This is a genomic window from Streptomyces indicus, assembly GCF_900100315.1.
In the GTDB taxonomy this organism is placed as follows: domain Bacteria; phylum Actinomycetota; class Actinomycetes; order Streptomycetales; family Streptomycetaceae; genus Streptomyces; species Streptomyces indicus.
In genome coordinates, this window is record NZ_FNFF01000012.1 from 107795 (window position 1) to 122692 (window position 14898).

15 protein-coding genes are annotated in these 14898 nt (G+C 70.5%); 8 read left to right on the plus strand and 7 right to left on the minus strand.

Annotated elements, in window-relative coordinates; all coding sequences use genetic code 11:
* The first annotated feature begins 81 nt into the window (after window positions 1-81).
* Window positions 82-456, plus strand: coding sequence for a cyclophilin-like fold protein (locus BLT97_RS25975; protein WP_093614307.1), 375 nt, complete (start codon window positions 82-84; stop codon window positions 454-456).
* Between the two features lie 30 nt (window positions 457-486).
* On the opposite strand, the gene hisC is transcribed toward BLT97_RS25975, so the two are convergent.
* Complete coding sequence (hisC, locus tag BLT97_RS25980) at window positions 487-1563, minus strand: histidinol-phosphate transaminase (RefSeq protein WP_093614309.1); 1077 nt, start codon at window positions 1561-1563, stop codon at window positions 487-489.
* A 444-nt stretch (window positions 1564-2007) separates the two neighbouring features.
* Here hisC and BLT97_RS25985 point away from each other — a divergent pair, with 444 nt between their 5' ends.
* From BLT97_RS25985 to BLT97_RS25995, 3 genes are all read left to right on the plus strand, one after another.
* On the plus strand, window positions 2008-3120 hold the full coding sequence (locus BLT97_RS25985; RefSeq protein ID WP_093614311.1) for a LacI family DNA-binding transcriptional regulator: 1113 nt from the start codon (window positions 2008-2010) through the stop codon (window positions 3118-3120).
* 445 nt (window positions 3121-3565) lie between these two features.
* Window positions 3566-4705: a metallophosphoesterase family protein gene (locus tag BLT97_RS25990; protein WP_245769547.1), complete on the plus strand. Its 1140-nt coding sequence runs from the start codon at window positions 3566-3568 to the stop codon at window positions 4703-4705.
* A gap of 184 nt (window positions 4706-4889) precedes the next feature.
* Window positions 4890-5750: a hypothetical protein gene (locus BLT97_RS25995; protein WP_093614315.1), complete on the plus strand. Its 861-nt coding sequence runs from the start codon at window positions 4890-4892 to the stop codon at window positions 5748-5750.
* Window positions 5751-5783: 33 nt separating this feature from the next.
* Here the strand turns inward: BLT97_RS25995 and BLT97_RS26000 are convergent, their stop codons facing one another.
* Together BLT97_RS26000 and thiC are read right to left on the minus strand one after the other, a co-directional pair.
* Window positions 5784-6332, minus strand: a complete 549-nt coding sequence (locus BLT97_RS26000) for a hypothetical protein (RefSeq protein WP_245769548.1) — start codon at window positions 6330-6332, stop codon at window positions 5784-5786.
* A 128-nt stretch (window positions 6333-6460) separates the two neighbouring features.
* Complete coding sequence (gene thiC, locus BLT97_RS26005) at window positions 6461-8254, minus strand: phosphomethylpyrimidine synthase ThiC (protein ID WP_093614317.1); 1794 nt, start codon at window positions 8252-8254, stop codon at window positions 6461-6463.
* Between the two features lie 220 nt (window positions 8255-8474).
* Between thiC and BLT97_RS26010 the strand changes: the two genes are divergently transcribed.
* Entirely contained in the window at window positions 8475-9911 is a 1437-nt protein-coding gene (locus BLT97_RS26010; protein WP_093614319.1) for a YibE/F family protein, read from the plus strand.
* A gap of 71 nt (window positions 9912-9982) precedes the next feature.
* Here BLT97_RS26010 and BLT97_RS26015 read toward each other — a convergent pair whose 3' ends face one another.
* From BLT97_RS26015 to BLT97_RS26030, 4 genes are all read right to left on the minus strand, one after another.
* The gene (locus BLT97_RS26015) at window positions 9983-10414 is read right to left on the minus strand and encodes an SsgA family sporulation/cell division regulator (protein WP_093614321.1); all 432 of its coding nucleotides are present in this window, start codon (window positions 10412-10414) and stop codon (window positions 9983-9985) included.
* A gap of 256 nt (window positions 10415-10670) precedes the next feature.
* Complete coding sequence (locus BLT97_RS26020) at window positions 10671-11384, minus strand: helix-turn-helix domain-containing protein (RefSeq protein ID WP_176953901.1); 714 nt, start codon at window positions 11382-11384, stop codon at window positions 10671-10673.
* Between the two features lie 409 nt (window positions 11385-11793).
* The gene (locus tag BLT97_RS26025) at window positions 11794-12009 is read right to left on the minus strand and encodes a DUF5326 family protein (RefSeq protein WP_093614323.1); all 216 of its coding nucleotides are present in this window, start codon (window positions 12007-12009) and stop codon (window positions 11794-11796) included.
* Window positions 12010-12213: 204 nt separating this feature from the next.
* Window positions 12214-12531 carry a cupin domain-containing protein gene (locus BLT97_RS26030; protein WP_093614326.1) on the minus strand — a complete coding sequence of 106 codons (318 nt, stop codon included), beginning with the start codon at window positions 12529-12531 and terminating at the stop codon, window positions 12214-12216.
* A gap of 71 nt (window positions 12532-12602) precedes the next feature.
* Here BLT97_RS26030 and BLT97_RS26035 point away from each other — a divergent pair, with 71 nt between their 5' ends.
* Genes BLT97_RS26035 through BLT97_RS26045 form a run of 3 tightly spaced genes read left to right on the plus strand, consistent with a single transcriptional unit; the run spans window position 12603 to window position 14761 of the window.
* On the plus strand, window positions 12603-12980 hold the full coding sequence (locus BLT97_RS26035; protein WP_093614328.1) for a phage holin family protein: 378 nt from the start codon (window positions 12603-12605) through the stop codon (window positions 12978-12980).
* A gap of 3 nt (window positions 12981-12983) precedes the next feature.
* Complete coding sequence (locus tag BLT97_RS26040) at window positions 12984-13490, plus strand: low molecular weight protein-tyrosine-phosphatase (RefSeq protein ID WP_281251156.1); 507 nt, start codon at window positions 12984-12986, stop codon at window positions 13488-13490.
* Between the two features lie 17 nt (window positions 13491-13507).
* The gene (locus tag BLT97_RS26045; protein ID WP_245769550.1) at window positions 13508-14761 is read left to right on the plus strand and encodes a cystathionine gamma-lyase; all 1254 of its coding nucleotides are present in this window, start codon (window positions 13508-13510) and stop codon (window positions 14759-14761) included.
* Window positions 14762-14898 lie beyond the last annotated feature (137 nt).

Genomic DNA, 14898 nt, shown 5'->3' on the forward strand with positions numbered 1-14898 from the left:
CATATGACGGGCCGGGGCCTCGCGTTGTGACATGCGAGACGGGCCTTCCCAAGAACTTCAACATCTTGTTGAATCCGCGGCATGCAGATACGCATTTCCTGGCCCGCAGACCATCTGACCGCGACCCTCGAGGACACCCCGACCAGCCGCGCGCTGGCCAAGGCGCTCCCGATCACCGCCTCGGCCAACACCTGGGGCGAGGAGGTCTACTTCGACACGGGCGTCAGCGTCGAGCGCGAGGACGATGCCGAGCAGGTCGTGGACCCCGGCACCGTCGCGTTCTGGACCGACGGCGACGCACTTGCGCTGCCGTACGGCCCGACGCCGATCTCGCGCGGCGAGGAGTGCCGCCTGGCGAGCCCGTGCAATCTGCTCGGCTCGCTCGACGGCGATCCCCGCCGCCTCGCCACCGTGCGCAACGGCGACCCGATCCGCGTGGAACTGGTCGCCGAATAAAGAGCGTGGGGGAAACCAAGGCCCCTGCCGTCACAGCTCCTTGCGGAAGGCCTCCGCGGTGTGCAGGAACAGGTCGTTCGCCTCGTTCTCACCGATGGTGACCCGTACGCCCTCGCCCGGGAACGGGCGCACCACGACGCCGGCCTTTTCGCAGGCGGCCGCGAAGTCGACCGTGCGCTCCCCGAGGCGCAGCCAGACGAAGTTGGCCTGCGTCTCGGGGACGGTCCAGCCCTGGGTCCTGAGCGCCTCCACGACGCGGGTGCGCTCGGCCACCAACGCGCCGACGCGGCCGAGCAGTTCGTCCTCGGCGCGCAGCGAGGCCACCGCCGCGTCCTGCGCGAGCTGGCTCACGCCGAACGGGACCGCCGTCTTGCGCAGCGCGGCCGCCACCGGCTCGTGCGCCACGGCGAAGCCGACGCGCAGACCCGCGAGCCCGTACGCCTTGGAGAAGGTGCGCAGCACGCAGACGTTGGGACGGTCGCGGTAGAGCTCGATGCCGTCCGGCACCTCGGTGTCGCGGATGAACTCGCGGTAGGCCTCGTCGAGGACGACGAGAACATCGCTCGGCACCTGGTCGAGGAAGCGCTCCAGCTCGGCCCGGCGCACCACGGTGCCCGTCGGGTTGTTGGGGTTGCAGACGAAGATCAGGCGGGTGCGGTCGGTGATCGCCGCGAGCATCGCGTCGAGGTCGTGCACCTCCCCCGGGGTCAGCGGGACCTGCACCGAGGTCGCGCCGCTGATCTGCGTAATGATCGGGTACGCCTCGAAGGACCGCCACGCGTACATCACCTCGTCACCCGGGCCACTGGTCGCCTGGATCAGCTGCTGGGCGACGCCCACCGAACCGGTGCCGGTGGCGAGGTGCGAGAGCGGGACGCCGAAGCGCTCCGACAGCTCGTTCATCAGCCCCGTGCACGCCATGTCCGGGTAGCGGTTGAAGCTGCCGGCGGCCGCCGTGACCTGCTCCATGACGCCGGGCAGGGGCGGATACGGGTTCTCGTTGGAGGACAGCTTGTACGCCACCGGACCGCCGGCCGCGGCGGGCTTGCCCGGCTTGTACGTCGGGATGCCGTCCAGCGCAGGGCGCAGCTTCGGGCTCTGGCTCACCGCAGGTCCTCCTCATGCCACTGAAGGCGTCGTGCCACTCAGGTTCGAATACTCCTCACTCTATGAGGATTCAGCCCGCCTGCGAATGGCCTGTGGATAACGAGAGCGACGCGGGCATCCGGAGCGGCTGTGACGGTGACGCGGCTCGGGAGAAGCCCGGGACGGCAGAGCGCGGAGGAAGAGGGGGAGCGCCCTGCGGGGTGCCGTGCGCCGGTGGCTTGCGCCGTGGCGCGCATCCCCCGTGAAGGTGAGTTGAGACCTGTTCGCAACATGCAGCACTTGCCAGGCGCATGCAGTCACGCGTCGTGGCGAACGCTCCGAAAGCCCTTAACTACCTTGGTATCCATGGCAGTTAAGGGAAATGGACCTTGCAGAAACGTGCCTGTCAACGCGTGCATATGCGCCCACGCCGACCACCCTCATGAGCCCTACTATCGGCTCGCCATGACAGCAGCAGGGAAGCACCAGGTGAGCCGGGCGGGCACCACCCGCGGAGGCAGTAGCCGGCAGGGTCGGGCGGGTATCCGGGACGTGGCCGCCGCTGCCGGTGTCTCCATCACGACCGTCTCCGACGCGCTCAACGGCAAGGGCCGGCTACCCGACGCCACCCGCCGCCATGTCCGCGAGGTCGCCGACCGGTTGGGCTACCGCCCGTCCGCAGCGGCCCGCACGCTCCGTACCGGCAAGTCGGGCCTCATCGGCCTGACCGTGACGACGTACGGGGATGAACCTTTCACCTTCACCGAGTTCGCGTACTTCGCGGAGATGGCCAGAGCCGCCACCTCCGCGGCGCTCGCGCGCGGATACGCGCTGGTCATTCTGCCCGCGACCTCGCGCCACGACGTGTGGTCGAACGTGGCGCTCGACGGCACCGTGGTGATCGATCCGTCCGACCAGGACCCGGTCGTGACCGAACTGGTCCGCCAGGGCCTGCCCGTGGTCTCCGACGGCCGCCCGGCCGGATCGCTCCCCGTGACCGCCTGGGTGGACAACGACCACGAGGCCGCCGTCCTGGAGATCCTCGACCACCTCGCCGCGGCCGGCGCCCGCCGTATCGGCCTGCTCACCGGCACCACCACGGACACGTACACCCATCTGTCCACCACCGCGTATCTGCGCTGGTGCAAGCGCGTGGGCCAGGATCCGGTGTACGAGGCCTATCCGGCGCACGACCCGTGCGCGGGCGCCGTGGCCGCCGACCGGCTGCTCGCACGGCCCGACCGGCCCGACGCCGTCTACGGGCTGTTCGACCCCAACGGCACCGACCTGCTCGCGGCCGCCCGGCGCTACGGGTTACGCGTGCCCGACGACCTGCTGCTCGTCTGCTGCAGCGAATCCACGGTGTACGCCACCACCGAGCCGCCCATCACCACGCTCTCCCTCAAGCCGCGGCGGATCGGAACGGCCGTGGTGCAGCTGCTCATCGACGCCATCGAGGGGGTCGATACGGCGGGGCCGCTGGAGCAGGTGATACCGACGGAGCTGATCGTTCGCACGTCCTCGCAGCGCCGCCGCCCCCGCACGACGGTGAGCCCGCCGCGTACGCCCGAACAATGAGGGCCGGCCGCCGGGCGCCGCAGACGACGTCCCGCCCGGCGGCGACAGGCGCGCGTTCTCCGGCGTGCCTGGTGACGGCGGGCGCGCGTTCCCAGGGATGCCCGGTGACGGCGGGCGCGCGTTCCCAGGGATGCCCGGCGGACGCGAGTCGGGCGCCCGCCCTGCAGCGGACGAACCGGTCGACGGCGACGGAGCGTTCCGGGGGCGCCCGACGGCGTCAAGGGCGCCGGGGAGTGGACGCCGGTGACCTCCGGGCGGCCGGGGGCTCCCCGGGAAGGATGCGCCGGGGCCGGCAATTCGGGAGGAATCGGCCCGGCCTCCGGGTCCTGCCACGATTCACCACCCCTGGTGCATCACAGAGCGCCAGGCGCATTCCTATGATGGGCGCACGACACCACGGACAGCCGCGACCAGGCAGTCCGATCCGGTGGAATGCGGCGCGACGGTGGTGGAGGGGTCGATGACTCAGGGGGCCGGTCAGGGACCCGTGGTGCGTACGGACACGGTCCGCGACTTCCGCGTACCCGCGTACGTGCATCAGGCCGGCCGCCTCGGCGAGGAGGCCGGCCGCCCGGGCGCGGAGCCCGGCCGCTTCGGCGACGAGACCGCCCGCCTCGGCCAGGTGACCAGCCGTTTCGGCGACGAGCCCGAACCCGAGGGCTACACCCCGACCCAGCGCGACCTCCCCGTCATCAACCGCGGGGACACCGTGCAGGTCACCGTGCCGGCCCAGGACCCGGCGCCCGAGCCCACCCGCGGTGACGCCCCCGGCCCGCTGTACGTGGTCGGCGACGTGCACGGCTACCTCGACGAACTCCTCGCCGCACTGCGCGAGCAGGGCCTCGTCGACGCCGAGGGCACCTGGTGCGCGGGCAACGCACGCCTGTGGTTCCTCGGCGACTTCACCGACCGCGGCCCCGACGGCATCGGCGTCATCGACCTGGTGATGCGGCTGTCCGCGGAGGCGGCGGCCGCCGGCGGTTACTGCAAGGCGCTCATGGGCAACCACGAGCTGCTCCTGATCGGCGCGAAGCGCTACGGCGACACCCCGGTCAACTCCGGTGCGGGCACCGCCACCTTCCAGGCGGCCTGGCTGCTCAACGGCGGCCAGAAGTCCGACATGGACCGCCTCCAGGACCACCACTTGCAGTGGATGTCCCGGCTCGACGCGATCGAGCTCGAGGACGACCACCTCCTGATGCACTCCGACACCACGGCGTATCTCGACTACGGCGACTCGATCACCTCGGTCAACGACACGATCCGCGAGGCGCTCACGCGCAACGACGCGGACGAGTGCTGGGACCTGTTCCGCAAGTTCACCAAGCGCTTCGCCTTCCGCGACCAGGGCGGCCCCGAGGCCGTACGGGAACTGCTCGCCGCGTACGGCGGCAGCAGGGTGGTCCACGGCCACAGCCCGATCCCGTATCTCCTGGGCGAAGTGGGCTCCGAGGACGGCGAGGACGGCAGCGGACCGCAGGTCGAGGGCCCGCACGTGTACGCGGACGGGCTCGCCGTCGCGATGGACGGCGGAGTGACCATGGCCGGAAAGCTTCTGGTCCGCCGCCTCCCCCTGGATAACTGAGCCGCCGCGGGGCAGGCGCACAGCACCCACTCCTTCGCTGGCCAGCGGGCCAATTTCCGGAAACCCCCTGTCACCGCGTGCCTGAGCCGCTCTACCATCGGCTTATCCGTAGCAGGCTCTCCTCCGTTTCCGCCCCAACTGCCCGTAGCCGAGCGGGAGTCCAGGCCCTACGGAGCATCGGGGGATGCACATGAACAGCGCTCCGCACCTGCTGAACGAGGACCGTCAGGATTACGAGCGGATCCTCGATGAAGCGCTGCGCTCCGCACCGCACCGCCCTGATCTGGCAGCCGTCGGTGAACGTCTGAACCCCGAACAGCTGCGCACGATGGCCCTGAACGCGACCGCGCTGATCACCGCCGCGGCCGCCGCCGAGTACGACCACTACGTCAAGGTCCGCGAGGAGCTCCGCGAGCCGGCCCGCCCGAAGACCTCCGTCTCGGAGTCGGGCGGTGCCGAGTCCTCCTCGGGTTCGATCGGCCTCGCCGCGAGCATGGGCGAGGTCGCGGAGAGCGCGGGCGCGGGCCTCGTCGCGGTGGTCGCGGTCCTGGCCCCGGTGCTCGCCGGTACGGCAGCGGCGATCTTCCTGCTCATCGGCTACATCCTGAAGATGCTGAACCCCGAACCCGCCTTCGCCGACACGCTGTTGACGGCGGGCTGGTTCTTCGGCGCCCTCACCGCCGCGGGCATCCTGGTCGCGGCGGTCGGCCTGCTGCTCACAGCGCTGCGCAACGGGGCGAGTGCGCTGGAGGCGGGGAGCGGCGGGGAGCTGAGCGAGGAGGTGGCGCGGGCCAGGGAAGCCTGGCGCACCGCGCTCCTGGAGCGCGGCCTGATCCCCTTCCTCCGCGAAGCTCTGGCAGACCCCGGCACGTCGCCCGCACGCCCGGCCCCGACCGCACCCCCGAGCCGCATGCCCCCACTCGGCTACAGCCACCCCGGCTTCAGCAGCCCGGACGGCGGCCCCCCGGCGGGCCCGAAGCCCAGCTTCTCCAGCCCGGACTTCACGAGCCCGGACTTCGGGGGGCCGGAGCATCAGCCGGACTAGGGCCCATGGGTGCGGCAGCACCGGCTCAATCGTTCACCGGTTCAGCTCGTGGTGCTGCCAGGCCCGCGGCCAGCTCCCGGGCGGCGGCGGAGGCCCGCTGATCCCGAGGTCCCGCCGCGCGCACGCATAGAACTCGTCCCGGGCCGCGCTGACCCTGCGCTCCGTCTCGGACCACCCCGCGGGGTCGCTCCGGATTCCCTTCGCGTACAGCTCGAGGTTCCATACGGCCTCGTGCCAGGTGCGGGCGGCGCCGATGGTCGCGTGGTCACCGACCAGCAGCACGGCCTCCCACTCGGAGGCCCGCCGGGTCTCGGCCTCCGCGAGCTGGACGAGCCCGTCCTCGATGTCCAAGGGGTCGGTCACGTTCTCGAAGCCCCTGGCGGCGCCGACGCGTTGGGCGATACGGAGCTGGGTCTTCAGCACGTTCGCGTAGGTCACGTACGTGGTGAACCGCTTCTCGTCCCATCGCTCGGCACGTGCACGGCGCCACCGGCTCCGCTCCGTGAGGCTCGCAGCCACATACGAGCCGACAGCACCGACCACCACACCCATGAGCGCCGGCAGCTGATCCCCCAGAGCCATGATCCCCCTCCACACACGGCAGTTGAGGGCCACGGTGCCACGGCCTGAGCGCGCGGACCACCAGTTCCCCCTGCCGCCACGGTGAAGTGGCGCCCCGGCACACAGGGGGCGCCACTTCGTCGACCGGATCAGTCGGCGATCGGCAAATACACCCGACTCCCCGCCGCCGCGAACTCCTTCGACTTCTCCGCCATCCCAGCCTCGACCTCCGCCTGCGTACCCCCGTGCTCGCGACGGATGTCCTGGGAGATCTTCATCGAGCAGAACTTCGGCCCGCACATCGAGCAGAAGTGCGCCGTCTTGGCGGGCTCCGCCGGCAGCGTCTCGTCGTGGAACTCGCGCGCCGTGTCCGGGTCCAGGGCCAGATTGAACTGGTCCTCCCAGCGGAACTCGAAGCGCGCGTCCGAGAGCGCGTCGTCCCAGTCCTGCGCGCCCGGGTGCCCCTTGGCCAGGTCCGCCGCGTGGGCCGCGATCTTGTACGTGATCACGCCCGTCTTCACGTCGTCCTTGTTCGGCAGGCCCAGGTGCTCCTTGGGCGTGACGTAGCAGAGCATCGCCGTGCCCCACCAGCCGATCATCGCCGCACCGATGCCCGACGTGATGTGGTCGTAGGCGGGTGCGATGTCCGTGGTCAGCGGGCCGAGCGTGTAGAACGGCGCCTCCTCGCAGATCTCCTGCTGAAGGTCGATGTTCTCCTTGATCTTGTGCATCGGGACGTGGCCCGGGCCCTCGATCATCGTCTGCACGTTGTGCGCCTTCGCGATCTTGTTCAGCTCGCCGAGCGTCTCCAACTCCGCGAACTGCGCACGGTCGTTGGCGTCCGCGATCGAGCCGGGGCGCAGGCCGTCGCCGAGCGAGTACGTGACGTCGTACGTCGCGAGGATCTCGCAGAGCTCCTCGAAGTGCTCGTAGAGGAAGGACTCCTTGTGGTGCGCGAGGCACCACGCGGCCATGATCGAGCCGCCGCGCGAGACGATGCCGGTCTTGCGGTTGGCGGTCAGCGGCACATACGGGAGGCGGACGCCGGCGTGGACCGTCATGTAGTCCACGCCCTGCTCGGCCTGCTCGATGACCGTGTCCTTGTAGATCTCCCAGGTCAGTTCCTCGGCCTTGCCGTCGACCTTCTCCAGCGCCTGGTAGAGCGGCACCGTGCCGATCGGGACCGGGGAGTTGCGCAGCACCCACTCGCGCGTGGTGTGGATGTTGCGGCCGGTCGAGAGGTCCATGACCGTGTCGGCGCCCCACTTGGTGGCCCAGGTCATCTTCTCGACCTCCTCCTCGATGGAGGAGGTCACGGCCGAGTTGCCGATGTTGGCGTTGACCTTCACCAGGAACCGCTTGCCGATGATCATCGGTTCGATTTCAGGGTGGTTGACGTTCGCGGGGAGCACGGCCCGGCCCGCCGCGATCTCGTCGCGCACCACCTCGGGCGCGACGTTCTCGCGGATGGCCACGTACTCCATCTCCGGCGTGATCTCCCCGCGCCGCGCGTACGCGAGCTGCGTCACCGCCTGGCCCGCGCGGCCACGGCGCGGCAGCCGGGGCCGGCCCGGGAAGACCGCGTCGAGGTTGCGGAGATTCCCGCCGCGCGGCGAGGTGTGCTTGATCCCGTCGTCCTCGGGGCGGACCGGCCGGCCCGCATACTCCTCGGTGTCGCCGCGGGCGATGATCCAGTTCTCCCGCAGCGGCGCGAGGCCCCGTCGGACGTCGGTCTCGGCGTTCGGGTCGGTGTACGGGCCCGAAGTGTCGTACAGCGTGACCGACTTGCCGTTGGTGAGGTGCACCTGGCGCACCGGCACCTGCATGTCAGGGCGCGAGCCCTGGACGTATGCCTTGTGCCAGCCGATGGACTTCCCGGCCTCGGCGGTCTCCGTGGAAGCGGAGCTGCTGGAGGCAGGCGTGCGTATGTCCTGTGTGGTCATGAGACCTACTCCCTACGCCGGCATTACCCGGTAACAGGTTCGGCGGTCGACGCAGCCGTTTCCGTCCCGCGTGTTTCACGTGAAACACGTCTCGGTACGGAGGTCAGCGCCCTCTCAGCCCGGTGCTCCGAGCTCCCGCGTGTGCAAAGGTGCCCCCACGCTAGCGTCCTGTCGGCCACGCTGAACAGAGGGCCCCTGTCGTTCTTGCGATGATCGGTCGGTGACCACCACGCCTCAGCCACCCCAGGAACCGCCTCGTCCCCCCTCCGGGCAGGGACATGGGCACGAGCACGCCCACGGACACAGCCACGCGCACAGCCACGGTCCGGCCGCCCCCGTCTCCACGCATCTGCGCAAGGTGATCGCGGCCGTCCTGATCCCGTTCGCGGTGGCCGTGCTCGCGGGACTCGTCGTGCTCTGGCCGGGCAGCACCCCCGACCACAAGCGGACCGGAGTCGGCTTCGACCGGCAGATGTTCGCGGCGAAGGTCGTCGAGGTGCAGAAGGTCGACTGCAAGGACGTCAACGCATCCCAGGTGCCGCCGACCGGCGACACCTCCACGGCGGAGGGCAGTTCGGCGCAGCAGCAGGCGACCGGGGACTGCGGCAAGGCGACGATCGAGGTGACCGCAGGTCCGGACAAGGGCCGCACCTTCACCGAGGTCGTCCAGCCGGACGCGCCACGGCAGTTGCACGAGGGGCAGGAGGTGGTGGTCGCCTACGCCCCCGACGCACCGAAGGAACTGCAGTACTCGGTGACGGATGTGAACCGCGGGACGCCGATGTGGCTGCTTGCCGCGATCTTCGCGCTCGCCGTGGTCGTGGTGGGCCGCATGCGCGGCGTGATGGCCCTGGTCGCGCTCGCGGTGAGCTTCGCGGTGCTCACGCTGTTCATCCTGCCGGCCATCCTGCAGGGCTCGAATCCGCTGGTGGTGGCCGTGGTCGGGGCCAGCGCGATCATGCTGCTCGCGCTGTACATGTGCCACGGTCTGACCGCCCGTACGTCGGTGGCGGTGCTCGGCACGCTGATCTCGCTGCTGCTCATCGGCCTGCTCGGCTCGCTGTTCATCGGCTGGGCCTCGCTGACCGGCAACACCGACGACAACACCGGCCTGATCCACGGTCTTTACCCCGATATCGACATGAGCGGCCTGCTGCTCGCGGGCGTCATCATCGGTTCGCTCGGCGTACTCGACGACGTGACGGTCACCCAGACCTCCGCGGTCTGGGAGCTGCACCAGGCCGATCCGTCCATGAGCGCACGGCAGTTGTACCGCGCGGGCATCCGGATCGGCCGCGACCACATCGCGTCGGTGGTCAACACCCTGGTCCTCGCGTACGCGGGCGCGGCCCTGCCGCTGCTGCTGCTCTTCTCGATCGCGCAGGCCGGTGTGGGCACGGTGGCCAACAGCGAGCTGGTCGCCGAAGAGATCGTGCGGACGCTGGTCGGCTCGATCGGCCTGGTGGCGTCGGTCCCGGTGACGACGGCCCTGGCGGCGCTGGTCGTGGCGCGGGACAAGGGCCCCGGCGCGGCGGGCGGCCGGGGCCGCAGGCCCGCCGCGGGGCCCGGTTCTGCCGACCCCGAGGCGATGACGTCCACGGGGCGCATGAGGGCGGTCAAGCTGGGCGGGGGCAGCGGGCGGCGGCGCAAGCGCTGACGCGCGCCTGGCAGCCGTACCGGCGCGGTCCCCGCCGCTCGGCCCGAGCGCGCGGCCTCAGCCCGTGCGCCTCAGCCCGTGCTGTCCGCCAGGATCCGCCCCAGCGCCTCGTCCAAGTGGCTGTCGAAGTCGGCGAGCGCGCGCTCCTGGCCGAGCGGGACGAGCCGGTCCGTACGGTCGAGGAAGGCGATCAACGGCGCGATGGAGACCTTGAACAGGGCGGTGTCCGTGCCCACTTGGAGACGGATCAGGGCGTCGCTCAGCGGGTCGCTGCCGTGCGGGGAGATGTGCACATCGCCTTCGCCGCACGGCCCGTTGACCCCGTCGACCAGCAGCTCGCGGCTGAAGGCCCAGGTCACCGGGGCGTCTCCGGGCAGATGGAAAGTCAGGCGCACGGCATAGGGGTCACGCGTCTCGTACCGGAGCTCCACCGGGATGCGGAAGGAGAGCTCCTCGGAGACGAGAAAGCTCATCATGACCTCTGCGTGTACGGACTCGCGCATCGCCTACCCCGTCGTCTGCCGCGTGTTGAGTGTGTGGGCCAGGACCTTCGGCGAGGGCCTTGTTCCCGCTGACCGTGTTTGAAACCCAGTTCAGGAACTATGTTCCCGATACTCCTGGCAGTTTGCTGAACGTGCTCATCGGATCACAAGGAGTGAGTTTTCAGATACTGATAGAGCACGTGGCGCGCCCGTACAAGCACTCGCCACGGCACTTCGGAGGGTGACGCCGAGGCAACCCGCCACCTCGGCCCCGCCCTCACAAGCTGATCGAGAACGCCAGGGTCCCCAGCTTGCGCCCGATCTCCGCCTGCAACTGCCGTGCCGCGGGCAGCAGTCGGGCCGCCTGGTGGGCCGGCAGGGAGATCGCCATCGTCGCCGCGGTCGAGCCCGCGGTGATCGGAATGGCGGCGCAGACCTGCCCGAGCGCGTACTCCTGCCGTTCGACCACCGGCTGCATCCGCCCGACCGCCGCGAGCCGGCGCAGCAGCGTGCGCTCGTCGCGCACGGTGTACGGGGTGATCGGATGCACCCGGTGGCGGGCGAGATGGTCCCGGCGCGCGTCGTCGTCGAGCTGGGAGAGCAGGCACTGGCCGATCGCGTGCGCGTGCGCGGTCTGGCGGAAGTCGGCCCACTCCTCGACGGCCCGTACTCCCGGGCTGTCCGCCACCGCCTCGACTTCGACCTCGCCGTCGCGGTAGACGGCGAAGTACGTGGGGACACCGATCACATCGCGCCAGTGCTCCATGACCTCACCGATCATGGAGCGACGTTTCTCCTTGGCCCCGCTGCTCGCCAGCCGCTCGGCCGCGTCGCCGAAGACGAAGACGCCCTTCTCGCGGCGCAGATAGCCCTCGTGGGTGAGCGTGCGCAGCAGGTGGTACGCGGTGGGCAGAGGCAGCCCGGCCTCGCGGGCCAGCTGCTTGGCCGGGGCACCGCCGGCATGTGCGGCGACCGCCTCGAGCAGCCGCATCGCCCGCTGCACGGACCCGATCAGGGTCGGCGCGGGCGCAGTGGCCGAGGCGGCGGGGGACGAGGCGGTGACGGAATCTGCCGAGGCCACGATGCACTCCCCAGGCGCGAGGGAACCCCCGCCCTGGTGGGGGTGCGGGGGTGGGTGGTCCGATCACGCGGGGTCAGGTCTGACACCCCGCGGTTTCCGGACTTTAACCGCCGCCGAGCGGACACGCAGTCTCTGGCCGGAAACTTCCCTCGGGCGAGCGAACCGGAAGCCGGTTCACCGCACTTGAGCACCGGCGATCGCTAGGCGACGGGGGTCAACGGGCGGGTGGAGCGGAACCGCCGGGCCGTCAACACACGGCCCACGGCGGCGAGGTGCTCGCGGCCCGAGGTTTTCGAGCGCTTCGCAGCCGAGGCGCAGCTCACCACTCGCTGCGCGAAGAGGCCCCGTCGTCCTTGAACTTCCGTACGAGATATATCAGTCCACCGACCAGCGCCGCGAAGACCAGGACCTTGAAGAGCAGCCCGACGACGAAGCTGACGAGCGTCCACAGCACGCTGCCGAACACCACGAGGGCGATCACCGGGATCGCGATCCACTTCACCCACCACGGCATCCCCGCGAGTATCTCCTTCATGGCGTCCTGCCTTTCTGTCCCGGCCGATCCCTTGGCCGGTCGGTGTTCCCGAGTCTCTGGACCTCCCTGTGAGCTCCTGCCCTCGATGCTAGGCGGACAGGTGGGTCCCGCGGGGGCCTCGCAGCCCTTGTCCTTCCCTGACCCGACCCTTAGGGATCCCGGGGACGCAGGCCCCGGCGACACCCGGGGTCCGTGCCCCGCGGCTCAGCCCTCCGGCGGCGAGAACACCACGAGAACCCGCAGGTCCTCGGTGATGTGATGGAACTTGTGCGGCACCCCGGCCGGCACGTACACGACGCTGCCGCGCCCCACGGTCGTCGTCTCCATGCCGACCGTGAGCGAGGCCCGCCCGCTGACCACGAGGTACACCTCGTCCTGCCGGTGCGGCTGCTGGGGATCGGTCTGCCCGGCGTCCAGCGCGTAAAGGCCGACGGACATGTTCCGCTCGCGCAGGAACTGGAGATACGCCCCGTCGTTGGCGGCCCGCTCGACATCGAGCTCATCCAGTCGGAACGCCTTCATAAGCTGCCGTTTCCTCTCCTGCTGCCGCACGCCGCTGCCCGGCGGCGATCACGTCTGCCACGATCAGACACATGAAGAATTTCGTAGTCAAGACGATCGCCAATTCGGCCGCGCTCGCCGTGGCCATCTGGCTCATCCACGACATCACGCTCACCGGCAACAGCACGCCCCGCAAGGTGCTCACGCTGATCCTGGTCGCGCTGGTCTTCGGCCTGGTCAACTTCCTGGTCAAGCCGATCGTGAAGCTGCTCACGCTGCCGCTCTTCATCCTCACGCTCGGCCTGATCACCCTGGTGGTCAACGCGCTGATGCTGCTGCTCACCTCGTGGCTCGCCGACAAGCTGGACCTCAGCTTCCACGTCGAGGGCTTCTGGACGGCGGTCGTCGGCGGCCTGATCATCAGCATCGTGTCCTGGGCGATGCACATGGTCCTGCCGGACAAGGACTGACCGGTGGCCGGTACGACCCGCTTCCGCGTCTGCTTCGTCTGCACCGGCAACATCTGCCGCTCCCCGATGGCCGAACACGTCTTCCGCGCCTTCGTCGCGGAGGCCGGTCTCGACGGGACGGTCGAGGTGGACAGCGCGGGCACGGGCGGCTGGCACGAGGGCGACGGCGCCGATCCACGGACGGTCGCGGTCCTCGAGGAGAACGGTTACGGCAGCGAGCACACCGCCCGTCAGTTCCGCGCCGACTGGTTCGGCCGGCTCGATCTCGTGATCGCCCTGGACGAGACCCATCTGCGCGCGCTGCGCCGGCTCGCCCCGACGCCGGCGGACGCGGAGAAGGTCCGCCTTCTCAGGTCGTACGACCCGGACGCACAGGGCGACTTGGACGTGCCCGACCCGTACTACGGCGGACGGGACGGCTTCGACGAGTGCCTCACGCTGGTCGAGGCGGCCTGTCCCGGCCTGCTGACGGCCGTGCAGGGCGCGCTCGGGGAGCGGGGAGCGGCATGAGCGGTCCGGAGGGCGGCATGAGCGGTTCTGAGGGCGGCATGAGCGATACGGATCCGTACGGCATAGGTAACGACGGACGCGAGGGCATACGCGACGACGTACATGACGCCACACACGTGGACCTGAGCGAGACACCCGACGGGCTCGGGGAGAGCACCCGCGCACTGCGCGCCGGCCTCCCCGAGCCCGTCCAGTTCCAACCGCCTTTCCCGGGGCCGGTGTTCACCTCGCACTACCACCTGGCCGGCGACCCCGCGGGCCCGTACACCTACGGCCGTGACGAGAACCCCACGTGGAGCCTGCTCGAACAGGCGATAGCGGAGCTGGAATCACCGGGCCACCCGGAGGCCGAGGCGCTGGTCTTCGCCTCGGGCATGGCCGCGGTCTCCGCCGTCCTCTTCTCCCACCTGCGCTCCGGCGACGCGGTGGTCCTGCCGTCGGACGGCTATCAGGCCCTGCCTCTTGTACGGGAGCAGCTCACCGCGTACGGCATCGAGACCCGCACCGCACCCACCGGCGGCGACGCCCAGCGCGCACTGCTCGACGGCGCCCGCCTGCTGTGGCTGGAGACGCCGTCCAACCCGGGGCTCGACGTGTGCGACATCCGCGCCCTCGCCGCCGCCGCGCACGAGCGAGGCGCGCTGGTCGCCGTGGACAACACCCTTGCGACGCCGCTGGGCCAGCGGCCCCTGGACCTCGGCGCGGACTTCTCCGTGGCCGCCGCCACCAAGGGCCTGACGGGACACGGGGACCTGCTGCTCGGCTATGTGACCGCCCGCGATCCGGAGCTGCTCGCGCCCGTACGGCGCTGGCGGAAGCTGGTGGGTGCCGTCGCGGGCCCCATGGAGGCCTGGCTCGCCCACCGCTCGCTGGCCACTCTGGAACTGCGGCACGCGCGGCAGTGCGCGAACGCCCTCGCCCTGGCCGAGGCGCTGAGCATCCACCCCGACGTGACCGGCCTGCGCCACCCCGGCCTGCCCGGCGACCCCTCGCACGAGCTCGCGACCCGCCAGATGCGCCGCCCGGGCAGCGTGGTCTCCTTCACGCTCGCATCCCGCGCCCGCGCCGAGCGCTTCCTGGCCGCGCTGCGGCTGGTCGACGAGGCCACGAGCTTCGGAGGCGTACGCTCCACCGCCGAACGCCGTGGACGCTGGGGTGGCGACGCGGTACCGGAGGGCTTCATCCGCTTCTCGGTGGGCGCCGAGGACCCGCAGGACCTGGTGACGGACGTGCTCCGCGCGCTGAACGCGTCACGCCGGACGAACACCTAGTACGCACCTCAACGCGACGGGGTACGGCGCCTACGCACAACGAACGGCCCGAGCCTCCCCCCTCGTGGCTCGGACCGTTCCGGTTCTACGCGCCAAGAACCGCCGGAAACAAGGCTAGTTGACTCTGTGTCAGTGTC